Genomic DNA, 22,481 nt, shown 5'->3' with positions numbered 1-22,481 from the left:
TCCCGGGCGGGGAGTGGGCGGGGAATTCAGCGCCTCGTGTAGCGCGCGACGAGGCGGTCGCCGCTCATCTGCAGGGCCTGCACCAGCAGGATCAGCAGGGCGACGGTGATGATCATCACGTCGGTCTGGAAGCGTTGGTAACCGAAGCGGATCGCCAGGTCGCCCAGGCCGCCGCCGCCGATCACGCCGGACATCGCGGTGTAGTCCACCAGCACGATGGCGGTGACGGTCACGGCGGCGATCAGCCCGGTGCGCGCTTCGGGCAGCAGGGTGTGCCAGATGATCTGCCAGGTGCTGGCGCCCATCGCCTGGGTGGCTTCCACCAGGCCGCGGTCGACCTCGCGCAGGGCGGTTTCCACCAGCCGCGCGAAGAACGGCGTGCAGCCCACCACCAGCGGCGGAATGGCACCGGCGACGCCCAGCGAGGTGCCGGTGATCAGCGTGGTGACCGGGATCAGCACGATCAGCAGGATGATGAACGGCAGCGAGCGCAGCATGTTCACCACTACCGAGAGCGCGCGGTACAGGCCGGGTTTCTCATGCAGCTGGCGTTTGCCGGTGAGATAGAGCAGCACGCCCAGCGGCAGGCCCAGCAGCACGGTGAAGGCCAGCGCACCGCCGAGCATGGCGAGGGTGTCCAGGCAAGCCTGGCCGAGGTCGTGCCAGTCGAGATTGCGGAACCAGCCGTCCATCACTGCTCACTCCGGCGCAGCTTCGCCGCACGGTGCGGCGCGCGCAGGCGGTCGCCCTGGCCGAACAGCTTGTGGCGCAGGGTGCCCTGCTCGTACTCGCGCTTGAACAGGCCGCGTGCCTGCAACTCGGGCACCAGCAGGTCGACGATGTCGACGAAGGTTTCCGGCGCCACCAGGCTGGAAAGGTTGAAGCCGTCGACGTCGGTTTCCTCGACCCAGGCCTGCAACTGGTCAGCCACGGTCTGCGGCGAGCCCACCAGCAGCGGACCGTCGCCGCCGAGGGCGCAGTAGTCGGCGATCTCGGCGGCGGTCCACTGGCGCTCCGGGTCGGCGGCGCTGAAGGCATCCACCGCGGACTGGATGGCGTCGCTCTGTACGTGGCGCAACACCTGGTCCGGCGCGTACTGGCCGAAGTCGATGCCGGTCCAGCCGGACACCAGCGCCAGGGCGCCCTCGCGGTCGCTGTACTGGCGGTAGTCCTCCAGCTTGGCCAGCGCCTCGGCGTCGGTCGGCGCGACGATCACCGTGAGCTGGTTCAGCACCAGCACGTCGCTGGCCTGGCGGCCGGCTTCCACGGCGAGGCGGCGCAGGTCGTCGACCTGGTCGCGGAGGATGCGCCTGGTCGGCGCGGCAACGAACACGCACTCGGCATTGCCGGCGGCGAACGCCTTGCCGCGGCTCGACGCGCCGGCCTGGTACAGCACCGGTGTGCGCTGCGGCGACGGCTGGCTGAGGTGGAAGCCGGGCACTTCGAAGTGCTCGCCCTTGTGCTCGATGGGGTGCACCTTGCGCGGGTCGGCATACACGCCGCTGGCGCGATCGGCGACCACCGCGTCGTCGTCCCAGCTGGCTTCCCAGAGCTTGTAGCAGACCTCCAGGTACTCCTCGGCCAGGGCATAGCGCTGCTGGTGGTTGAGCTGCTGCTTCAGCCCCAGGTTGCGCGCGCCGCTGTTCAGGTAGGAGGTGACGATGTTCCAGCCGGCGCGGCCACGGGTCAGGTGGTCCAGCGTGGAAATGCGCCGGGCGAAGGGGAACGGGTGCTCGAAGGACACCGAGGCGGTGATGCCGAAGCCCAGGTGCTCGGTGGCCGCGGCCATGGCCGGGACGATCTGCAGCGGGTCGTTGGCCGGCACCTGCGCGCCGGCGGACAGCGCCGCGTCGGCGTTGCCGTGGTAGACGTCGTAGACGCCCAGCACATCGGCGAGGAACAGCCCGTCGATCTTGCCGCGTTCGAGGGTTTTCGCCAGTTCGATCCAGTAGTGGATGTCCGTGTAGCGCGCGGCCTGCTGATCGCGCGGGTGGCGCCAGAGGCCGGGCGACAGGTGGCCGACACAGTTCATGGCGAAGGCGTTGAGGCGGATCTGCTTGCTCATGCTTCGGCCTCAGTTCCAGTCGTGGCGCGGCGGGCGCTTGTCGTTCAGCAACCAGTTGCCCACCAGGTGGTACTTCCAGCGCACCGGGTCGTGCAGGGTGTGCACGCGGGCGTTGCGCCAGTGACGGTCGAAACCGTGGCGGGCGAGGGTGGAACGGGTGCCGCCCAGCTCGAACAGCTTGTTGGTGGCGTCGATGGCAACTTCGGTGGTCAGCACCTTGGCCTTGGCCACGGCGACCGAGGCGCGGGCCACGCTGTCCTCGTCCGGCGCCGGTCGGGCGGCGTCCATCACCTTGCCGGCGCGTTCCAGCAGGGCGTCGGCGGCTTCGATGCGGATGCCCAGTTCACCGACCTGGATGATGGTCAACGGGTCTTCGCTGGCCTTTTCCACGCCGGCGTCGATCCACGGGCGCGCCTGCTCGCGGACGAAGGCGATGGTGTCGCGCAGCGCGGCGCGGGCGATGCCGGCGTCGATGGCGGCGGTGGTGATCTGGGCGAACGGGCCGGCCAGGGTCGGCACGTCGTAGGAGCGGTGCGTGGGGAACACATTGAACGCCGGCACGCGCAGGCCCTCCACCAGCACGGTGCCACTGGATGTGGTGCGCTGGCCGATGCTGGCCCAGTCGTCGACGATGGCGAGGCCCGGCGTGCCGCGTGGGACGAAGGCGAGTTGGGCGTTGTTCTGCTCGTCCAGGCCGAGCACGCCGATCCAGTGGGCGTAGAGCGAGCCGGTGCAGTAGCCCTTGCGGCCGTCGATCACCACGCTGTCGCCATCGTGGCGCAGGCGGGTCTGGATGTCCTGGACGTTCTTGCCGCCGGTTTCCGACAGCGCGTTGGCGAAGCGGTTGCCCTTGAGCGCGAGGTCGAAGAAGAAGCGCTTCTGCTCGTCGGTGCCTTGCAGGCGGATGTCTTCCAGCAGGCAGTAGTGGTTCTGCGGAATCTGCCCCAGCGACGGGTCGGCGGCGGAAACGATGGCGATGACTTCGGCCAGGGTGGCGTAGGACACCTCGGCGCCGCCGAACTCGCGCGGCACGGTGATGCCCCACAGGCCACTGTTGGAGTAGACCTCGACGACTTCCGGCGGGACTTCGCGGTTGCGGTCGCGCTCGGCGGCGCCTTCGAGCAGGAAGGCGGCGACCTTGTGGGCGACTTCCAGGGCTTCGGCGTCGGAGCCGATCCGGTGCGCGTTGGGTTCGCGGATGTCGTAGTGGGCGGATACGGGGAGTTGGGGCATGGCAGTACAGCGACCTCGGCAGATGAATCGACCCGGTGTTCGGGTCTGTCTGATGAGGTCATTGCACAAGCTGTGCCGGAAATTAATTTCCTTTTAAATCAATGCCTTGATTGTTTTGTCCAACAGTTGATGCGCTGGGCGGACAGCAAAGTGTTGGGTGGGTGTTGCTGGGGCAACAGTGCTGGAGCAGGTGTAGGAGCGGGCCATGCCCGCGATCGCGAGCATGGCCCGCTCCATTAAGGGAATGGTCGGCGTTGGGCGGTTCGCGAGCAAGCTCGCTCCTACGAAGAGCCCATATCTCCGGCTTGGGCTTTGGCTCTGAAGATTTCCAGAGAAATGTCCATGCACTCCGACCGCCCCGTTCAGGAGGCCTCGTTGAAGCGGAGTTTCAGGGGTTGAGCGGCATGGATGCCGCGAGAGCTGCGATGGGCCAGGGATGGCCCTTCGCAGCGTGCCTCTGAAACTCCGATTCAACGAGGGAATTTTTCGCCTAAGCGAAAAACCGGATGTCCGGGGCAAGACCTTTGCCCACTTTGGGTCGTTTGCCAAAGTGGGTCGCCCGAGGGGGCGAAACAGGAAGTCCGCGCGCACACCGAGGCAACGCCGAAATACCCAAGCTGAAGCAGCACGGCCAAGGGCTGACGCAGGTCCTTCCGGCGGATCGCGGGCACGGCCCGCTCCTACAGTTCAGGCGTCTTGGGCGTCAAAGACGATCAGGCCAATTCCTGACAAACATCCACCCAATCCGCCGCCACCAGCTCCGCCAGGCGCTGCGGCTCGATCCGCACCGCGCTGTGCACCGCCCCGGCCGCCGGCAGCACCTCGTCGAATGCCTGCAGCGACACATCGCAATACACCGGCAACGGCGTCGCCAACCCGAACGGGCAGACGCCGCCCACCGGATGCCCGGTCAGTTCCACCACTTCCTCGGCGCCGAGCATCTTGGCCTTGCCGCCCAGGGCCTCCTTGAGCTTGCGGTTGTCCAGTCGCGCATCGCCGCGGGCAACCACCAGCACGGTGCGTTCGCCCACCCGCAGGGACAGGGTCTTGGCGATGCGGCCGGGCTCCACGCCGTGGGCCTCGGCGGCCAGGGCGACGGTGGCGGTGCTGGTTTCCAGCTCGATGATGGCGATGTCGGGGGCCTTTTCGGCGAAGAAGGCGCGAACCGATTCCAGGCTCATGGGCAGGCTTCCTGTACTGGGAAAACGTTCCAATCTAGGGAGCGCAGCGGGGCCTGTCCAGTCGCCGGCGCGGACCTGTCATCGGGTTCGGTGAACGCTCGGGCAATTGCGCTGCCCACGGCTCTGCAGGTTGGTCTGTCTCGGTGGCATTCATGGGGTCGACGCATGGGGGGAGCGACACGCCGCGTGCGCTGGTTCGCTTCTTTTGTCGCGCGCCTCCTGGTGGCCGGGCGTTCCGGTCATTCCCGCCTATGCTCAGCATCCTGCGAGACGCCGCGAAAAAATTTTCGGGCCGATGTCGATTTCATTGCGCGCCCTTCGACTATTTGTCAGGAACCGGGAATGTCCGGCCGCACGATGACCCATACAAAGAGGAGAAAAGCCATGCGTTTCATGGTGATAGTCAAGGCCACCGCCGAGTCCGAAGCCGGCGTGATGCCCAAGGAAGAGCTGCTCGCGGCAATGGGGGCCTATAACGAGGAGCTGGCCAAGGCCGGCGTGATGCTCGCCGGGGAAGGGCTGCACCCCAGCTCCAAGGGCGCGCGGGTTCGCTTCGACGGTACCTCGCGTACGGTCGTCGACGGTCCCTTCGCCGAGACCAAGGAACTGATCGCCGGGTACTGGATCTTCCAGACCGCCTCGCTGCAGGAGTGCATCGACTGGGTCCGGCGCTGCCCCAATCCCTTCGACGGCCCGTCGGAGATCGAGATCCGGCAGATTTTCGAGGCCGAGGACTTCGGTGCCGAATTCACCCCGGAACTGCGTGAACAGGAAGACCGCATCCGTGAGCAGATCGCTCGCAAATCCTGAAATCGGAGGAAACCACCATGTTGATGAATGCCTACCTCACCTTTAACGGCAATTGCGAAGAAGCCTTCCGTTATTACGCCGAAGTGCTGAACGGCAAGCTGCCGGCGCTGATGCGCTTCTCCGACGCGCCGGGCTGCGAAGACATGCCGGCCGAGATGAAGAATCGCATCATCCACGTGCGCCTGGAGGTGGACGGTCACGTGCTGATGGGTTCGGACGCATCGCCCCAGTGCGGCACGTACGAAGGGGTGAAGGGGTGCTCGATCACCCTCAATGTCGATAGCAAGGCCGAGGCCCGGCGCATCTTCGACGCCCTGAGCAGGGGCGGCAAGGTGACCATGCCGCTGGAGCAGACCTTCTGGGCCGCGCTGTTCGGCTCGCTGGAGGATCGCTTCGGGGTGCCCTGGCTGATCAATTGCGAGAAGGACGCCTGATCCGGGCACCTGCAGGAGTGAGCAGGCTCGCTCCTGCAAGGTCATGCTCGCCCTCGATATTGCGGGCAATAAAAAACCGGCCACCGGGGCCGGTTTTTTTCATGGCGCGCCGAACTCAGCGGTATTCGCAGAGGTAGGCGGTGTCCTGGGCGACCTTCAGCTGGAACTTGCTGTTGGCCGGCACGGTGAACTTGCTGCCGGCGGCGAAGGTTTCCCAGTTGTCGCTGCCCGGCAGCTTGACGGTCAGCGCGCCGGCGACGACGTGCATCACTTCCAGCTGGCTGGTGCCGAATTCGTATTCGCCGGGGGCCATCACGCCGATGGTGGCCGGGCCTGCGGTCATGTCGAAGGCGATGGATTTGACGGTGCCGTCGAAGTACTCGTTGACCTTGAACATGGGCTTCTCCTGCTAGAGGGGTGAAAAAGGGCTGGCCAGTATGCCCAAGGGCGCAGGCGGCGTCACTAGAGGCGCAGCAGGGGACCGTGCGGTCGGCAGCGAACCCTGGATTCAGCTGGTGACCGGCAGGGCGAGCGGCAGCAGGCGGGCGGTGTTGCGGGCGTCCTCCAGGGCGCGGTGCTGTTGCCCCTGGAAGTGCAGGCCGGCCAGGTGCAATGCGGCATTCAGGCCGACCGGGCGTTTCAGTTGGCGGGCCTCGGCGAAGCGTTGCTTGAGGTTGATGTGCGGCACGCGGGCGAGATGGCTGTCCAGGCTCTGCCTGCGCCATTCGATCTCAAGCTGGTGGCGGTCGTAGTCGCCCCAGCTGGTCCAGCCGGCCAGGCGCGGGCTGTGCTGCGCGAGCCAGCGTTCGAACTGTGGCCAGACCTCGCGCAAGGGCGCCGCCGCATCGACGTTGGCCTGGCTGATGTGGGTGAGTTCGCGGCAGAAGCTGGTCAGCAGCGGCCGGCGCTGTGGCCGGACGAAGCGCTGGAAGTGATCCAGCTCGCGGCCGTCGGCCTCGGCGACGAGCGTTGCGCCGATTTCGATGATTTCCATTTCTTCGACCGGCCAGCCGCCTTCCTCGGTGGTGGCTTCCAGGTCGATCACCAGCCAGTGGGGCATAGTGGATGCTCGCGGATGAGGGTCTCCGCAGTATGGAAGGGCTTTTCAGGGCCGGCAAACCGCTGTGCTAGGCTCAGCGCCTTTCGATGGCGAGGGGTAGGGCATGGCAAAAGTCGCTTTCATCGGTCTGGGCGTGATGGGGTACCCCATGGCGGGTCACCTGCAGCGCGAGGGGCACGAGGTGTGCGTGTACAACCGCACGGCGTCGCGGGCGGCGCGTTGGGTCGAGCAGTTCGGCGGCAGCTCGGCGGCGACGCCCCGCGAGGCGGCGCAATGGGCGGAGTTCGTGATGTGCTGCGTGGGCAACGACGACGACCTGCGCAGCGTGACGCTGGGCGAGAATGGCGCGCTGGCGGGCATGCAGCCGGGCGCGGTGCTGGTCGATCACACTACCGCCTCGGCGCAGGTCGCCCGCGAGCTGGCGGTGCTGGCGGCGGAGCGAGAGCTGGGCTTCCTCGATGCACCGGTGTCCGGCGGTCAGGCGGGGGCTGAGAACGGTGCGCTGACGGTGATGGTCGGTGGCGATCCGCTGATCTTCAAGCGTGCCGAGTCGGTAATCGCCACCTACGCACGGATGGTGCGGCTGATGGGGCCCGTGGGCAGCGGCCAGTTGACCAAGATGGTCAACCAGATCTGTGTTGGCGGCCTGCTGCAAGGGCTCTCGGAAGCCCTGCACTTCGCCCGCAGCGCAGGCCTCGATGGCATGGCCGCCATGGAAGTGATCAGCAAGGGCGCGGCGCAGTCCTGGCAACTGGAGAACCGCCACCAGAGCATGCTGGAGGGGCGCTTCGACTTCGGCTTCGCGGTGGACTGGATGCGCAAGGACCTGGGCATGGTGCTCGACGAGGCGCGCCGCAACGGCGCCCAGTTGCCGGTCACCGCGCTGGTGGACCAGTTCTACGCCGAGGTGCAGGCCGCTGGAGGCGGGCGCTGGGATACCTCCAGCCTGATCACCCGTCTCAAGGACGGCCCGCAGTCCTGAGCGGGCAGGGTGCCGTGAGCGCCGGCACCCGTTCGCTCTCAGGCGCGGAAGATGAAGTACACCGCGCCGAGCAGGCAGAGGCCGGCCCACAGGTAATCGAGCTTCAACGGTTGCTGCATGAAGTACACGCTGAAGGGTACGAACACCGCCAGGGTGATCACTTCCTGCATGATCTTCAGTTGTCCGACCGATAGTGCTGTGTAGCCGATGCGGTTGGCCGGTACCTGCAACAGGTATTCGAACAGCGCGATCCCCCAGCTGACCAGCGCCGCGACTATCCACGGCTTGGTGTTGAGGGTCTTCAGATGGCCGTACCAGGCGAAAGTCATGAACAGGTTGGAAAGCACCAGGAGGAAGGTGGTTTGCAGCCAGACCGGCATGGTGAAGAGCTCCATCTGAGAGGTGTGCGAAGCCTAATGGATGCGTGGTGAGACAGGAAGGTCCGGGCCACCGATCCGGCCGGCTTGGCGGCGAGCGCGGCGGGCTATATCCTCGACGCCCGTTTCTACCAGCTCGCCCGCCTGAGCGGGCGTCCGACTCGAGAGTCTCCTGATGCAGTGCCGTATCGGCTGTGGCGCCTGTTGCATCGCGCCGTCGATTTCCTCGCCCATTCCCGGTATGCCCGATGGCAAGCCGGCGGGCGTGCGTTGTGTGCAACTGGACGAGCGCAACCTCTGCAAGCTGTTCGGCGACGCGCGCCGGCCAGCCGTCTGCTCGGCATTCGATGCCGACCCCGAGGCCTGCGGCCAGAGCAACGAGCAGGCCCTGCGCATCCTCACCGAATGGGAGCGGATCACCGCGGCCTGAGTGACTTGGAGGTCACGATTTTAGGGGCCATACTGAGCCCCATTCCGCTCAAGACCGCGGATTCCGAAGGGCGAGCGTGCCCGACAAACCAAGAATAAAGAGAGGTATGACGATGCGTGGTGTACTGCGTATGACCCTGCTGGCCACTGCCGTGATGGGGCTGACCGGGACCGCGATGGCGGAAGACTGGCAGCTGGCCAAGGACGAGGATGGCGTCAAGGTCTACCTGAGCAGCGTGCCGGGCTCCAAGTACAAGGCCTACCGTGGCGTCGTCGACATCAAGGCCGACGTGGCGACCATCAACGCCCTGCAGGAAGACGTCAAGGGCTCCTGCAAGTGGATTCACGCCTGCGGCGAGATGCGTCTGCTCAAGAGCGAGGGCGCTGACACCTGGACCTACTCGAAGATCGACATGCCGTGGCCGGTGACCGGGCGTGACGTGGTGATCCACGCGACCACCGAGAAGACCGCCGATGGTGGCCTGATCCGCCACCTGAAGGCCGAGCCGACCTACATTCCGGAAGAGAAGGGTGAAATCCGCGTGCCGAAACTGATCGGCGAGTGGAAGCTGGTGCCCAAGGCTGCCGGCGTGACCGAGGTAACCTACCAGGTGCAGACCGAACCGGGCGGCAGCATTCCGTCCTGGCTGGCCAACAGCTTCGTGGTCGATGCGCCGATGAACACCCTGAAGGGCCTGCGCAGCGCTGCCGAGAAGAAGTAAGCGCTGTTTGCCCTTATGAAAGAAGCCGCCTTCGGGCGGCTTTTTATTGCTCTTTGTTCAAAGGCAATAAAAAAGGCTGCCGAAGCAGCCTTTTTCATCACGCCGTGGCGCTTACTTGCGGTCCTTGAGGGACACGAAGTCGCGCTGGGCGCTGCCGGTGTACAGCTGGCGCGGACGGCCGATCTTGTACGGGCCGGAGAGCATTTCCTGCCAGTGCGAGATCCAGCCCACGGTACGTGCCAGGGCGAAGATCACGGTGAACATGCTGGTCGGAATGCCGATGGCCTTCAGGATGATGCCGGAGTAGAAGTCCACGTTCGGGTAGAGGTTGCGCTCCACGAAGTAGGGGTCGTGGCGGGCGATTTCTTCCAGCTTCATGGCCAGTTCCAGCTGCGGGTCGTTGATGCCCAGCTCCTGGAGAACCTCGTCGCAGGTCTGCTTCATGACCTTGGCGCGCGGGTCGAAGTTCTTGTACACGCGGTGGCCGAAGCCCATCAGTTTGAACGGATCGTTCTTGTCCTTGGCCTTGGCCACGAACTTCTCGATGTTCGAGACGTCACCGATCTCGTCCAGCATGCGCAGAACGGCTTCGTTCGCACCGCCGTGAGCCGGGCCCCACAGGGCGGCGATGCCCGAGGCGATACAGGCGAACGGGTTGGCGCCCGAGGAGCCTGCCAGGCGTACGGTGGAGGTGGAGGCGTTCTGCTCGTGGTCGGCGTGCAGGATGAAGATGCGGTCCATGGCCTTGGCCAGCACGGGGCTGATCGGCTTGGTCTCGCAGGGGGTATTGAACATCATATGCAGGAAGTTTTCTGCATAGTTCAGGTCGTTGCGCGGGTACATCATCGGCTCGCCCTTGGAGTACTTGTACACCATGGCGGCGATGGTCGGCATCTTGGCGATCAGGCGATGCGCCGAGACTTCCCGGTGCTTCGGATTATTGATGTCCAGGGAGTCGTGATAGAAGGCGGAGAGGGCACCGATCACGCCGCACATCACGGCCATCGGGTGCGCATCACGGCGGAAGCCGTTGAAGAAGGTCTTCAGCTGCTCATGAACCATGGTGTGGTTCTTGATGGTGCCGACGAATTGTTCCTTCTGCTCGGCGGTGGGCAGTTCGCCCTTGAGCAGCAGGTAGCAGGTTTCCAGGTAGTCGGAGTTCTCGGCGAGCTGCTCGATCGGGTAGCCACGGTGCAGCAGGACACCTTTATCACCATCGATGAAGGTGATCTTCGACTCGCAGGAGGCGGTGGACATGAAGCCGGGGTCGAACGTGAAGTGGCCGGTGGAGGTCAGGCCGCGAACATCGACAACGTCGGGACCCAGCGTGCCGGAGAGGACAGGCAGTTCGACGGGGGCTGCGCCCTCGATGATCAACTGCGCTTTTTTGTCAGCCATGTAGGCCTCCTATTTATGCTTGAAATCATCTGTACGACCCCCCACGCAGGGCCCGCACCACTATAGAGAGATAAATCCGAATGTCAATTTGCACAATCGGACGATATCGGCTCCTCCAAGCCTCTGTTTTGGCGAAAAAAATTGCCTGTTTACGCCTTTTAGGGGGGTGCGGCAATTAGTCCTTAGGTGAAGGTCTTTCCGTTGTCATTAGGGGCCTAACTGTCTATACTCGGCGACCAGCCGCCAAGGGCCGTCCGGCCTTGCTTGATTGGTGGTTGTCACTCCCGAAGGTGATGGGTACCTGACAAGTGCACCTCCCGACAACTAGCCCTGCTCCTAAAGGGCTCTCAGTGTGAAAAAAGCCGTGAATAGCAAACGACCTGTAAACCTAGACCTAAGGACCATCAAACTCCCTGTCACCGCTTACACGTCCATTCTCCACCGCATCTCTGGCGTCATCCTGTTCGTGGGCATTGCCGTGCTGCTGTTCGCACTCGACAAGTCCCTCGCATCGGAAGAAAGCTTCGAGCAGGTGAAGGCGTGTCTGGCCAATCCGTTGGCCAAACTGGTGATCTGGGGCCTGCTGTCTGCGCTGCTGTACCACCTGGTAGCCGGTGTTCGTCACCTCGTCATGGACGCGGGTGTCGGTGAAACGCTGGAAGGCGGTAAGCGTGGTTCGAAAATCGTACTCGCTGTTGCAGTGGTACTGATCGTTCTGGCGGGGGTCTGGGTATGGTAACTAACGTCACTAACTTCTCGCGTTCCGGCCTCTATGACTGGATGGCTCAACGCGTTTCCGCGGTCGTTCTCGCGGCTTATGTTCTGTTCCTGCTGGGTTACCTGATCGCGCACCCGAACATCTCGTACGCGGAGTGGCGTGGTCTGTTCTCTCACAGCCTGATGAAGATCTTCAGCCTGTTGACGCTGGTTGCCCTGAGCGTGCACGCGTGGGTCGGCATGTGGACCATCACTACCGACTACCTGACTCCGATGGCCCTCGGCAAAGCCGCGACCGTCGTGCGTTTCCTCGTCCAGGCAGTATGCGGCATGGCCATGTTCGCATTCTTCGTCTGGGGTGTGCAGATTCTCTGGGGTAACTGATCCATGGCTAGCAACCGTACTCTTTCTTTCGACGCCATCATCGTTGGTGGCGGCGGCGCCGGCATGCGTGCCGCGCTGCAACTGGCCCAGGGCGGCCACAAGACTGCCGTGGTGACCAAGGTCTTCCCGACCCGTTCGCACACCGTATCCGCCCAGGGCGGCATCACCTGCGCCATCGCTTCGGCCGACCCGAACGACGATTGGCGCTGGCACATGTACGACACCGTCAAGGGCTCCGACTACATCGGTGACCAGGACGCGATCGAATACATGTGCTCCGTCGGCCCGGAAGCCGTGTTCGAACTGGAACACATGGGTCTGCCGTTCTCCCGTACCGAGCAGGGCCGCATCTACCAGCGTCCGTTCGGTGGCCAGTCCAAGGACTTCGGCAAGGGTGGTCAGGCTGCCCGTACCTGCGCCGCCGCTGACCGTACCGGTCACGCGCTGCTGCACACCCTCTATCAGGCCAACCTGAAGAACGGTACCTCCTTCCTTAATGAGTGGTACGCGGTCGACCTGGTGAAGAACCAGGACGGTCACGTCGTCGGCATCATCGCCATCTGCATCGAGACCGGCGAAACCGTCTACATCCGCTCCAAGGCCGTGGTACTGGCCACTGGCGGTGCCGGCCGTATCTACGCCTCCACCACCAACGCCCTGATCAACACCGGCGACGGCGTGGGCATGGCCCTGCGCGCTGGCGTACCGGTCCAGGACATCGAAATGTGGCAGTTCCACCCGACCGGCATCGCCGGCGCCGGTGTACTGGTCACCGAAGGCTGCCGTGGTGAGGGTGGTTACCTGATCAACGCCCATGGCGAGCGCTTCATGGAGCGTTACGCTCCGAACGCCAAGGACCTGGCCGGCCGCGACGTGGTTGCCCGCTCCATGGTCAAGGAAGTGATCGCCGGCAACGGCGTGGGCCCGAACAAGGACCACGTGCTGCTGAAGCTCGACCACCTCGGCGAGGAAGTTCTGCACAGCCGCCTGCCCGGCATCTGCGAACTGTCCAAGACCTTCGCCCACGTCGACCCGGTCGTTGCCCCGATCCCGGTTATCCCGACCTGCCACTACATGATGGGCGGCGTTGCCACCAACATCCATGGCCAGGCCCTGACCCAGGACGCCAACGGCAACGACCAGATCGTCGAAGGTCTGTTCGCGGTCGGTGAAGTGGCTTGCGTATCGGTACACGGTGCCAACCGTCTGGGCGGCAACTCGCTGCTCGACCTGGTGGTCTTCGGCCGCGCAACCGGTCTGCACCTGGAAAAGGCCCTGAAAGAGGGCATCGAGCACCGCGGCGCCTCCGAGAGCGACCTGGAAGCTTCGTACAAGCGCCTGAACGGCGTGAACGAGCGCACCAGCGGCGAAGAAGTCGCCCCGCTCAAGCGCGAGCTGCAATCGTGCATGCAGAACTACTTCGGTGTATTCCGTACCGGCGAATACATGCAGAAGGGCATCGCTCAACTGGCTGAACTGCGCGAGCGCATCGCCCAGGTCAAGATCAACGACAAGAGCCAGGCTTTCAACACCGCGCGTATCGAAGCGCTGGAACTGCAGAACCTCCTCGAAGTGGCCGAAGCCACTGCGATCGCCGCCGAGCATCGCAAAGAGTCCCGCGGCGCCCATGCCCGCGAAGACTTCGAGGAGCGCGACGACGAGAACTGGCTGTGCCACACCCTGTACTTCCCGGGTGAGAAGCGCGTTGCCAAGCGTTCCGTCAACTTCGCGCCGAAGACTGTTCCGGCATTCGAACCCAAGGTTCGTACTTACTAAGGGTGCCCGCCATGTTGCAAGTGAGTGTTTACCGCTACAACCCTGAGAAGGACGCTGCGCCGTACATGCAGGACTTCCAGGTCAATACCGACGGCAAGGACGTGATGGTCCTGGACGTGCTGGCGCTGATCAAGGAACAGGACGAAGGTTTCTCCTACCGTCGCTCCTGCCGTGAAGGCGTCTGCGGTTCCGACGGCATGAACATCAACGGCAAGAACGGCCTGGCCTGCATCACTCCGCTGTCGGCCGCCGGCCTCAAGGGTGGCAAGCTGGTGCTGCGTCCGCTGCCGGGCCTGCCGGTGATCCGTGACCTGGTCGTCGACATGAGCATCTTCTACAAGCAGTACGAGAAGGTGAAGCCGTTCCTGCAGAACGATACTCCGGCCCCGGCCATCGAGCGTCTGCAGACTCCGGAACAGCGCGAGAAGCTGGACGGTCTGTACGAGTGCATCCTGTGCGCCTGCTGCTCGACCTCCTGCCCGTCGTTCTGGTGGAACCCCGACAAGTTCCTCGGTCCCGCTGCGCTGCTGCAGGCCTACCGCTTCCTGGCCGACAGTCGCGACACCAAGACCGAAGAGCGTCTGGCTTCGCTGGATGACCCGTTCAGCGTATTCCGCTGCCGCGGGATCATGAACTGCGTGAACGTCTGCCCGAAGGGTCTGAACCCGACCAAGGCGATCGGTCACGTACGTAACATGCTGCTGCAAAGCGGCACCTGATTCGCGGCCCAAGCCACGAGTCACTGCAAGAGCAACACCTGCGCCGCCGGAACAATCCGGCGGTGCAGTACTGCGGACCCAAGCCCACAAAGCGGGGGTCCTGACTTGAAAACGTATATATGACCAGCAGGGGCATCCGGGCTGGTACCCGGACTATCTGCGGGAATCGGTGGCTAGAAGTCGCTGCGTATGACTTCAAGCCAAGGATTTCTCAGGTGGAGTCCCCTTACCGAGGGTGACCAAGCATGCACGAAAGCGTAATGCAGCGGATGTGGAACAGTGCCCATCTATCCGGTGGTAACGCTGCCTACGTCGAAGAGCTCTACGAGCTCTACCTGCACGACCCGAACGCTGTGCCAGAAGAGTGGCGCACGTACTTCCAGAAGCTCCCCGCCGACGGCAATCCCGCCCCCGACGTCTCGCATTCCTCCATCCGTGATCATTTCGTACTCCTGGCCAAGAACCAGCGCCGCGCCGCGCCTGTTTCCGCTGGCAGCGTAAGCACCGAGCACGAGAAGAAGCAGGTCGAAGTCCTGCGTCTGATCCTGGCATACCGTCTGCGTGGGCATCAGGCTGCGTCGCTCGATCCGCTGGGTCTCTGGGTGCGTACCGCTCCCTCCGATCTGTCGCTCGAACATTACGGGCTTACTGCTGCAGACCTCGACACCACCTTCCGTACCGGTGAGCTCTACATCGGCAAGGAAGAGGCTACCCTTCGCGAAATCCTCGACGCCCTGAAGCAGACCTACTGCAGCACCATCGGCGCCGAGTTCATGCACATCGTCGATTCCGAGCAGCGCCACTGGTTCGCCCAGCGTCTGGAAAGCGTGCGCGGCCGTCCGGCTTACTCCGCCGACGCCCGTTCCCACCTGCTGGAGCGCCTGACCGCTGCCGAAGGCCTGGAGAAATACCTGGGCACCAAGTACCCGGGCACCAAGCGTTTCGGTCTGGAAGGCGGCGAGAGCCTGATCCCGATGGTCGACGAGATCATCCAGCGCTCCGGCTCCTACGGCGTCAAGGAAATCGTCATCGGCATGGCCCACCGTGGCCGCCTGAACGTCCTGGTCAACACCCTGGGCAAGAATCCGCGCGACCTCTTCGACGAGTTCGAAGGCAAGAAGCTGGTCGAGCTGGGCTCGGGCGACGTGAAGTACCACCAGGGCTTCTCCTCCAACGTCATGACCACCGGCGGCGAAGTCCACCTGGCCCTGGCGTTCAACCCCTCGCACCTGGAAATCGTTTCCCCGGTGGTCGAGGGCTCGGTACGCGCCCGCCAGGACCGTCGTAAAGATGGCAGCGGCGACAAGGTCGTGCCGATCTCCATCCACGGCGATGCCGCCTTCGCGGGGCAGGGCGTGGTCATGGAGACCTTCCAGATGTCGCAGACCCGTGCTTACAAGACGGGCGGCACCATCCACATCGTGATCAACAACCAGGTGGGCTTCACCACCAGCCGCCAGGACGACGCTCGCTCCACCGAGTACGCGACCGACGTGGCCAAGATGATCCAGGCGCCGATCTTCCATGTGAACGGCGACGATCCGGAAGCGGTCCTGTTCGTGACCCAGCTGGCCGTCGACTACCGCATGCAGTTCAAGCGTGACGTGGTCATCGACCTGGTCTGCTACCGTCGTCGCGGCCACAACGAGGCCGACGAGCCGAGCGGCACCCAGCCGCTGATGTACCAGCAGATCGCCAAGCAGCGCACCACCCGTGACCTGTATGCCGACGCGCTGATCGCAGCCGGCGTGCAGACCGCCGCGCAGGCCCAGGAGAAGGTCGACGAATACCGCGACGCTCTCGACAACGGCCAGCACGTGGTGAAGAGCCTGGTGAAGGAGCCCAACAAGGAACTCTTCGTCGACTGGCGTCCGTACGTGGGCCATGCCTGGACCGCGCGTCACGACACCCGCTTCGACCTGAAGACCCTGCAGGACCTGTCCGCCAAGCTGCTGGAGACCCCGGACGGCTTCGTCATGCAGCGTCAGGTGCAGAAGATCTACGAAGACCGCGCGAAGATGGCTGCCGGTGGCATGCCGATCAACTGGGGCTTCGCCGAGAACCTGGCCTACGCCACCCTGCTGTTCGAAGGTCACCCGGTACGCATGACCGGTCAGGACGTCGGCCGCGGCACCTTCTCGCACCGCCACGCGGCGCTGCACAACCAGAAGGACGACTCGGTCTACATCCCGCTGGCTCACCTGTTCGACGGCCAGCCGCGCGTCAGCCTGTACGACTCCTACCTCTCGGAGGAAGCCGTACTGGCCTTCGAATACGGCTACGCCACCACCACGCCGAACGCGCTGGTGATCTGGGAAGCCCAGTTCGGTGACTTCGCCAACGGTGCGCAGGTCGTGATCGACCAGTTCATCACCAGTGGCGAGACCAAGTGGCAGCGCCTCTGCGGCCTGACCATGCTGCTGCCGCACGGTTACGAAGGCCAGGGTCCGGAGCACTCCTCCGCTCGCCTGGAGCGTTACCTGCAGCTGTGCGCCGAGCAGAACATCCAGGTCTGCGTGCCGACCACTCCGGCCCAGGTCTACCACATGCTGCGTCGCCAGGTGATCCGTCCGCTGCGCAAGCCGCTGATCGTGATGACTCCGAAGTCGCTGCTGCGCCACAAGCTGGCCATCTCGACCCTGGAAGATCTGGCCAACGGCTCGTTCCAGACCGTGATCGGCGAGATCGACAACCTGGATCCGAAGAAGGTCGACCGCATCGTGCTGTGCAGCGGCAAGGTGTACTACGACCTGCTGGAGAAGCGCCGTGCGGAAGGCCGCGAGGACGTCGCGATTGTGCGTCTGGAGCAGCTCTATCCGTTCCCGGAGGACGATCTGGCCGAGGTGCTGTCGCAGTACAAGAACCTCAAGCACATCGTCTGGTGCCAGGAAGAGCCGATGAACCAGGGCGCCTGGTACTGCTCGCAGCACCACATGCGTCGTGTCATCGCCGCGCACAAGAAAGGTCTCAACCTGGAATACGCGGGCCGCGAAGGCTCCGCAGCTCCGGCTTGCGGCTACGCTTCGATGCACGCCGAGCAGCAGGAAAAACTGCTGCAGGACGCCTTCACCGTTTAACGCCAACGCGCAGTTGATACCGAATTTAAGGAAACACACATAATGGCTATCGAAATCAAAGCCCCAACCTTCCCGGAATCGGTTGCCGACGGCACCGTTGCAACCTGGCACAAGAAGGTCGGTGAGGCCGTCAAGCGTGACGAACTGATCGTCGACATCGAAACCGACAAGGTCGTGATCGAAGTGCTCGCCGAGGCTGATGGCGTCCTGGCTGAGATCGTCAAGGGCGAGGGCGACACCGTTCTCTCCAACGAACTGCTGGGCAAGCTGAGCGAAGGCGGTGCCGCCGCTGCCGCTCCGGCTGCTGCCGCAGCTCCGGCCGCCGCCCCGGCCGCCGCCCCGGCCGCCGCCCCGGCCGCCGCTGCCCCGGCTGCTGCCGCTGACGACAACATCCTGTCGCCGGCCGCTCGCAAGCTCGCCGAAGAAAACGGCATCGATCCGAACAGCCTGGCCGGCACCGGCAAGGGCGGTCGCGTCACCAAGGAAGACGTCGTCGCTGCCGTTGAAGCCAAGAAGAATGCCCCGGCTGCTGCGCCGGCTGCCAAGGCTGCCGCTCCGGCCGCCGAAGCTCCGGTGTTCGCCGCTGGCGATCGCGTCGAGAAGCGCGTGCCGATGACCCGCCTGCGCGCCAAGGTTGCCGAGCGTCTGGTCGAAGCCCAGTCCTCCATGGCCATGCTGACTACCTTCAACGAAGTCAACATGAAGCCGATCATGGACCTGCGCAACAAGTACAAGGACCTGTTCGAGAAGAAGCACAACGGCGTTCGCCTGGGCTTCATGTCCTTCTTCGTCAAGGCCGCCACCGAAGCCCTGAAGCGCTTCCCGGGCGTCAACGCCTCGATCGACGGCAACGACATCGTCTACCACGGCTACCAGGACATCGGTGTCGCCGTATCCAGCGACCGCGGTCTGGTCGTTCCGGTACTGCGTAACGCCGAGTTCATGAGCCTGGCCGAGATCGAGAACGGCATCGCCACCTTCGGCAAGAAAGCCAAAGACGGCAAGCTGTCCATCGAAGACATGACCGGTGGTACTTTCACCATTTCCAACGGTGGCGTATTCGGTTCCCTGCTGTCGACTCCGATCGTCAACCCGCCGCAGACCGCCATCCTCGGCATGCACAAGATCCAGGAGCGCCCGATGGCCGTTAACGGCCAGGTGGTCATCCTGCCGATGATGTACCTGGCGCTGTCCTACGATCACCGCATGATCGACGGCAAGGAAGCGGTAAGCTTCCTGGTCACCATGAAGGATCTGCTGGAAGATCCGGCTCGCCTGCTGCTGGACGTCTGATTCGTCAATTCACACGACGGCCCCGTACTACATGACGGCCCCGAGAGGGGCCGTCCGCTTCACCGGAATAAGGATTGAGATATGAGCCAGAAATTCGACGTGGTTGTGATTGGTGCCGGCCCCGGCGGTTATGTAGCCGCCATTCGTGCCGCCCAACTCGGCCTGAAGACCGCCTGCATCGAGAAGTACATCGGTAAAGAGGGCAAGGTTGCCCTCGGCGGTACCTGCCTGAACGTAGGCTGCATTCCGTCCAAGGCACTGCTGGACAGCTCCTGGAAGTACAAGGAAGCCAAAGAGGGCTTTGAGGTCCACGGTATCTCCACTGGCGGCGTGAAGATGGACGTTCCGGCGATGGTTGCCCGCAAGGCCAACATCGTGAAGAACCTGACCGGCGGCATCGCTACCCTGTTCAAGGCCAATGGCGTGACCTCCTTCGAAGGCCACGGCAAGGTCCTGGCCAACAAGCAGGTCGAAGTGACCGGCCTGGACGGCAAGGTCGAGATCCTGGAAGCCGAGAACATCATCATCGCTTCGGGCTCCAAGCCGGTTGAAATTCCGCCGGCCCCGCTGACCGACGACGTGATCGTCGACTCCACCGGCGCCCTGGAATTCCAGAGCGTGCCGAAGAAGCTGGGCGTGATCGGCGCTGGCGTCATCGGTCTGGAGCTGGGTTCGGTCTGGGCTCGCCTGGGCGCGGAAGTCACCGTCCTGGAAGCCCTGGACAAGTTCCTCCCGGCCGCCGACGAGCAGGTCGCCAAGGAAGCCCTGAAGGTTCTCACCAAGCAGGGTCTGAACATCCGCCTGGGCGCTCGCGTCACCGGTTCGGAAGTGAAGAAGAAGCAGGTCACCGTGACCTTCACCGACGCCAACGGCGAGCAGAAGGAAACCTTCGACAAGCTGATCGTGGCCGTGGGCCGTCGCCCGGTCACTACCGACCTGCTGGCCGCCGACAGCGGCGTGACCCTGGACGAGCGTGGCTTCATCTACGTCGACGACCACTGCAAGACCAGCGTTCCGGGCGTCTACGCCATCGGTGACGTAGTCCGCGGCGCCATGCTGGCGCACAAGGCCTCGGAAGAGGGCGTGATGGTTGCCGAGCGCATCGCCGGCCACAAGGCCCAGATGAACTACGACCTGATTCCGTCGGTGATCTACACCCACCCGGAAATCGCATGGGTCGGCAAGACCGAGCAGCAGCTCAAGGGCGAAGGCGTTGAAGTCAACGTCGGCACCTTCCCGTTCGCCGCCAGCGGCCGCGCCATGGCTGCCAACGACACCACCGGCCTGGTCAAGGTCATCGCCGATGCCAAGACCGACCGCGTACTGGGCGTCCACGTGATCGGCCCGAGCGCCGCCGAGCTGGTTCAGCAGGGCGCGATCGGCATGGAATTCGGCACCAGTGCCGAAGACCTGGGCATGATGGTCTTCTCCCACCCGACTCTGTCCGAAGCGCTGCACGAAGCGGCCCTGGCAGTGAATGGCCACGCCATCCACATCGCCAACCGCAAGAAGCGCTAAGGAACGGGACCACGGCGGGGAGGGCGGCAGTCTTTTGCGAGGGGCTGCCGCCCACCTCGCCGGATCGTTTCTCCCCTGAGGGGGACTCGGTCACAGGTGGCGTGGTGCCACGAGCGCCGCGCCTTATGCGCAATACCCAAGACGAAAACGGTAGACAAGCATGAATCTCCACGAATATCAGGGTAAGCAGCTGTTCGCTGAGTACGGCCTGCCCGTATCCAAGGGCTTCGCCGTCGACACACCCGAAGAGGCCGCAGAAGCCTGTGAAAAGATCGGTGGTACCGAGTGGGTCGTTAAGGCCCAGGTACACGCTGGTGGCCGCGGTAAAGCGGGCGGTGTGAAGCTGGTCAAGAGCAAAGAGGACGCCAAGGCGTTCGCCGCCAACTGGCTGGGCAAGCGTCTGGTGACCTACCAGACTGACGCCAACGGCCAGCCGGTCAGCAAGATCCTGGTGGAATCCTGCACCGACATCGACAAGGAGCTGTACCTCGGCGCCGTTGTCGACCGTTCCAGCCGTCGCATCGTCTTCATGGCCTCCACCGAAGGTGGCGTGGACATCGAGAAAGTCGCTCACGACACTCCCGAGAAGATTCTGAAGGCCACCATCGACCCGCTGGTCGGCGCTCAGCCGTTCCAGGGCCGCGAGCTGGCCTTCCAGCTGGGCCTGAAAGGCGACCAGATCAAGCAGTTCGTTCACATCTTCGTTGGCCTGGCCAAGCTGTTCCAGGACTACGACCTGGCGCTGCTGGAAGTGAACCCGCTGGTGATCAAGAAAGACGGCAACCTGCACTGCCTGGACGCCAAGATCAACATCGACTCCAACGCCATGTACCGTCAGCCCAAGCTGCGCGCCATGCACGACCCGTCCCAGGACGACGCTCGTGAAGCCCATGCGCAGAAGTGGGAACTGAACTACGTCGCTCTGGAAGGTAACATCGGCTGCATGGTCAACGGCGCTGGCCTGGCCATGGGCACCATGGACATCGTCAACCTCCACGGCGGCAAGCCGGCCAACTTCCTCGACGTTGGCGGCGGTGCGACCAAGGAGCGCGTGACCGAAGCGTTCAAGATCATCCTCTCCGACAGCAACGTCGCTGCCGTTCTGGTGAACATCTTCGGCGGCATCGTCCGCTGCGACATGATCGCCGAAGGCATCATCGGTGCCGTGAAGGAAGTTGGTGTGAAAGTTCCGGTTGTCGTCCGTCTGGAAGGCAACAACGCCGAACTCGGCGCCAAGGTACTGGCCGAAAGCGGTCTGAACATCATCGCGGCGACCAGCCTGACCGACGCTGCCCAGCAAGTCGTCAAGGCCGCGGAGGGTAAGTAATGAGCATCCTGATCAACAAAGACACCAAGGTCATCTGCCAGGGCTTCACCGGCTCGCAGGGCACCTTCCACTCCGAACAGGCCATCGCCTACGGCACCAAGATGGTCGGCGGCGTGACCCCCGGCAAGGGCGGCACCACTCACCTGGGCCTGCCGGTGTTCGACACCGTCAAGGAAGCCGTAGCGGCCACCGGCGCTGAAGCCTCGGTCATCTACGTTCCGGCTCCGTTCTGCAAGGACTCGATCCTGGAAGCGGCCTTCGGCGGTATCAAGCTGATCGTCTGCATCACCGAAGGCATCCCGACCCTGGACATGCTGGACGCCAAGGTCAAGTGCGACGAACTCGGCGTTCGCCTGATCGGCCCGAACTGCCCGGGCGTGATCACCCCCGGCGAGTGCAAGATCGGCATCATGCCGGGTCACATCCACCTGCCGGGCAAGGTAGGCATCGTGTCGCGTTCCGGCACCCTGACCTACGAAGCCGTGAAGCAGACCACCGACGCCGGCTTCGGCCAGTCCACCTGCGTGGGCATCGGCGGTGACCCGATCCCGGGCTCCAACTTCATCGACATCCTGAAGCTGTTCCAGGAAGACCCGAAAACCGAAGCCATCGTCATGATCGGCGAAATCGGTGGTTCGGCTGAAGAAGAAGCCGCTGCCTACATCAAGGCCAACGTGACCAAGCCGGTGGTGTCCTACATCGCTGGTGTTACCGCACCGCCCGGCAAGCGCATGGGCCACGCGGGCGCCATCATCTCCGGTGGCAAGGGCACTGCGGACGAGAAGTTCGCTGCCCTGCAGGACGCTGGCGTGAAAACCGTGCGTTCCCTGGCTGACATCGGCAAGGCCCTGGCCGAGCTGACCGGCTGGGCGGTCAAGTAAGCGTCTCGCTTACCGACCGTTAGCTGTGCAGGGGCCACCTTCGGGTGGCCCCTGTCATTTTGCCTGCATCGGACAAAGTTTCGATCAGGCGACACTCC

Annotated in this window: 22 protein-coding genes; 14 read left to right on the top strand and 8 right to left on the bottom strand. The window is 64.0% G+C overall.

Features of this window, described 5'->3' with window-relative positions:
- Window positions 1-26: 26 nt before the first annotated feature.
- From ACAW63_RS21640 to ACAW63_RS21625, 4 genes are all read right to left on the bottom strand, one after another.
- Window positions 27-692, bottom strand: coding sequence for a methionine ABC transporter permease (locus tag ACAW63_RS21640; RefSeq protein WP_371228594.1), 666 nt, complete (start codon window positions 690-692; stop codon window positions 27-29).
- Entirely contained in the window at window positions 692-2,065 is a 1,374-nt protein-coding gene (locus ACAW63_RS21635) for an LLM class flavin-dependent oxidoreductase (RefSeq protein ID WP_371228591.1), read from the bottom strand. Before ACAW63_RS21635 ends, ACAW63_RS21640 begins: the two co-directional genes overlap by 1 nt.
- A 9-nt stretch (window positions 2,066-2,074) precedes the next feature.
- On the bottom strand, window positions 2,075-3,298 hold the full coding sequence (locus ACAW63_RS21630) for an SfnB family sulfur acquisition oxidoreductase (RefSeq protein WP_371228589.1): 1,224 nt from the start codon (window positions 3,296-3,298) through the stop codon (window positions 2,075-2,077).
- 713 nt (window positions 3,299-4,011) lie between these two features.
- Window positions 4,012-4,479 carry a YbaK/EbsC family protein gene (locus ACAW63_RS21625; protein ID WP_207883018.1) on the bottom strand — a complete coding sequence of 156 codons (468 nt, stop codon included), beginning with the start codon at window positions 4,477-4,479 and terminating at the stop codon, window positions 4,012-4,014.
- Window positions 4,480-4,863: 384 nt separating this feature from the next.
- On the opposite strand from ACAW63_RS21625, the gene ACAW63_RS21620 reads away from it, so the two are divergent.
- A complete protein-coding gene (locus ACAW63_RS21620) occupies window positions 4,864-5,289 on the top strand; it encodes a YciI family protein (RefSeq protein ID WP_371228586.1) in 426 nt (141 codons plus the stop codon).
- Between the two features lie 17 nt (window positions 5,290-5,306).
- Complete coding sequence (locus ACAW63_RS21615) at window positions 5,307-5,723, top strand: VOC family protein (protein ID WP_371228583.1); 417 nt, start codon at window positions 5,307-5,309, stop codon at window positions 5,721-5,723.
- Window positions 5,724-5,838: 115 nt separating this feature from the next.
- Here ACAW63_RS21615 and ACAW63_RS21610 read toward each other — a convergent pair whose 3' ends face one another.
- Together ACAW63_RS21610 and ACAW63_RS21605 are read right to left on the bottom strand one after the other, a co-directional pair.
- On the bottom strand, window positions 5,839-6,120 hold the full coding sequence (locus tag ACAW63_RS21610; RefSeq protein WP_275611379.1) for a pyrimidine/purine nucleoside phosphorylase: 282 nt from the start codon (window positions 6,118-6,120) through the stop codon (window positions 5,839-5,841).
- Window positions 6,121-6,231: 111 nt separating this feature from the next.
- Complete coding sequence (locus tag ACAW63_RS21605; RefSeq protein WP_275611380.1) at window positions 6,232-6,783, bottom strand: exonuclease domain-containing protein; 552 nt, start codon at window positions 6,781-6,783, stop codon at window positions 6,232-6,234.
- 103 nt (window positions 6,784-6,886) lie between these two features.
- On the opposite strand from ACAW63_RS21605, the gene ACAW63_RS21600 reads away from it, so the two are divergent.
- Complete coding sequence (locus tag ACAW63_RS21600; protein WP_371228580.1) at window positions 6,887-7,765, top strand: NAD(P)-dependent oxidoreductase; 879 nt, start codon at window positions 6,887-6,889, stop codon at window positions 7,763-7,765.
- 38 nt (window positions 7,766-7,803) lie between these two features.
- On the opposite strand, the gene ACAW63_RS21595 is transcribed toward ACAW63_RS21600, so the two are convergent.
- Window positions 7,804-8,145, bottom strand: coding sequence for a DMT family protein (locus tag ACAW63_RS21595; RefSeq protein WP_275611382.1), 342 nt, complete (start codon window positions 8,143-8,145; stop codon window positions 7,804-7,806).
- A gap of 172 nt (window positions 8,146-8,317) precedes the next feature.
- On the opposite strand from ACAW63_RS21595, the gene ACAW63_RS21590 reads away from it, so the two are divergent.
- Together ACAW63_RS21590 and ACAW63_RS21585 are read left to right on the top strand one after the other, a co-directional pair.
- Window positions 8,318-8,572, top strand: a complete 255-nt coding sequence (locus ACAW63_RS21590; RefSeq protein ID WP_371228577.1) for a YkgJ family cysteine cluster protein — start codon at window positions 8,318-8,320, stop codon at window positions 8,570-8,572.
- Between the two features lie 112 nt (window positions 8,573-8,684).
- Window positions 8,685-9,293, top strand: coding sequence for an START domain-containing protein (locus ACAW63_RS21585; protein WP_371234747.1), 609 nt, complete (start codon window positions 8,685-8,687; stop codon window positions 9,291-9,293).
- A gap of 111 nt (window positions 9,294-9,404) precedes the next feature.
- Here ACAW63_RS21585 and gltA read toward each other — a convergent pair whose 3' ends face one another.
- Window positions 9,405-10,691: a citrate synthase gene (gltA, locus tag ACAW63_RS21580; RefSeq protein ID WP_207883036.1), complete on the bottom strand. Its 1,287-nt coding sequence runs from the start codon at window positions 10,689-10,691 to the stop codon at window positions 9,405-9,407.
- Between the two features lie 352 nt (window positions 10,692-11,043).
- Here gltA and sdhC point away from each other — a divergent pair, with 352 nt between their 5' ends.
- The 9 genes from sdhC to sucD all read left to right on the top strand — a co-directional run bounded on the left by sdhC (window position 11,044) and on the right by sucD (window position 22,383).
- The gene (gene sdhC, locus ACAW63_RS21575) at window positions 11,044-11,430 is read left to right on the top strand and encodes a succinate dehydrogenase, cytochrome b556 subunit (protein ID WP_275611385.1); all 387 of its coding nucleotides are present in this window, start codon (window positions 11,044-11,046) and stop codon (window positions 11,428-11,430) included.
- A complete protein-coding gene (gene sdhD, locus ACAW63_RS21570) occupies window positions 11,424-11,792 on the top strand; it encodes a succinate dehydrogenase, hydrophobic membrane anchor protein (protein ID WP_371228573.1) in 369 nt (122 codons plus the stop codon). Before sdhC ends, sdhD begins: the two co-directional genes overlap by 7 nt.
- A gap of 3 nt (window positions 11,793-11,795) precedes the next feature.
- Window positions 11,796-13,568, top strand: coding sequence for a succinate dehydrogenase flavoprotein subunit (gene sdhA, locus ACAW63_RS21565; protein WP_371228571.1), 1,773 nt, complete (start codon window positions 11,796-11,798; stop codon window positions 13,566-13,568).
- A gap of 11 nt (window positions 13,569-13,579) precedes the next feature.
- Complete coding sequence (locus ACAW63_RS21560; protein WP_343573293.1) at window positions 13,580-14,287, top strand: succinate dehydrogenase iron-sulfur subunit; 708 nt, start codon at window positions 13,580-13,582, stop codon at window positions 14,285-14,287.
- A 245-nt stretch (window positions 14,288-14,532) separates the two neighbouring features.
- Window positions 14,533-17,364, top strand: coding sequence for a 2-oxoglutarate dehydrogenase E1 component (locus ACAW63_RS21555; protein WP_371228568.1), 2,832 nt, complete (start codon window positions 14,533-14,535; stop codon window positions 17,362-17,364).
- Between the two features lie 42 nt (window positions 17,365-17,406).
- A complete protein-coding gene (odhB, locus tag ACAW63_RS21550; RefSeq protein ID WP_371228566.1) occupies window positions 17,407-18,657 on the top strand; it encodes a 2-oxoglutarate dehydrogenase complex dihydrolipoyllysine-residue succinyltransferase in 1,251 nt (416 codons plus the stop codon).
- Window positions 18,658-18,738: 81 nt separating this feature from the next.
- Window positions 18,739-20,175 (top strand): dihydrolipoyl dehydrogenase, encoded by a 1,437-nt coding sequence (gene lpdA, locus ACAW63_RS21545; RefSeq protein ID WP_371228563.1) that lies wholly within the window; start codon window positions 18,739-18,741, stop codon window positions 20,173-20,175.
- Window positions 20,176-20,335: 160 nt separating this feature from the next.
- Window positions 20,336-21,502 carry an ADP-forming succinate--CoA ligase subunit beta gene (gene sucC / locus ACAW63_RS21540; RefSeq protein WP_043251340.1) on the top strand — a complete coding sequence of 389 codons (1,167 nt, stop codon included), beginning with the start codon at window positions 20,336-20,338 and terminating at the stop codon, window positions 21,500-21,502.
- Window positions 21,502-22,383, top strand: a complete 882-nt coding sequence (gene sucD, locus ACAW63_RS21535) for a succinate--CoA ligase subunit alpha (protein WP_254475735.1) — start codon at window positions 21,502-21,504, stop codon at window positions 22,381-22,383. The genes sucC and sucD overlap by 1 nt, the downstream gene beginning before the upstream one ends.
- Window positions 22,384-22,481: the final 98 nt, after the last annotated feature.

It is taken from the genome of Pseudomonas sp. QE6 (assembly GCF_041379005.1).
Lineage (GTDB): Bacteria > Pseudomonadota > Gammaproteobacteria > Pseudomonadales > Pseudomonadaceae > Pseudomonas.
This window is presented reverse-complemented; position numbering and strand designations above follow the sequence as displayed.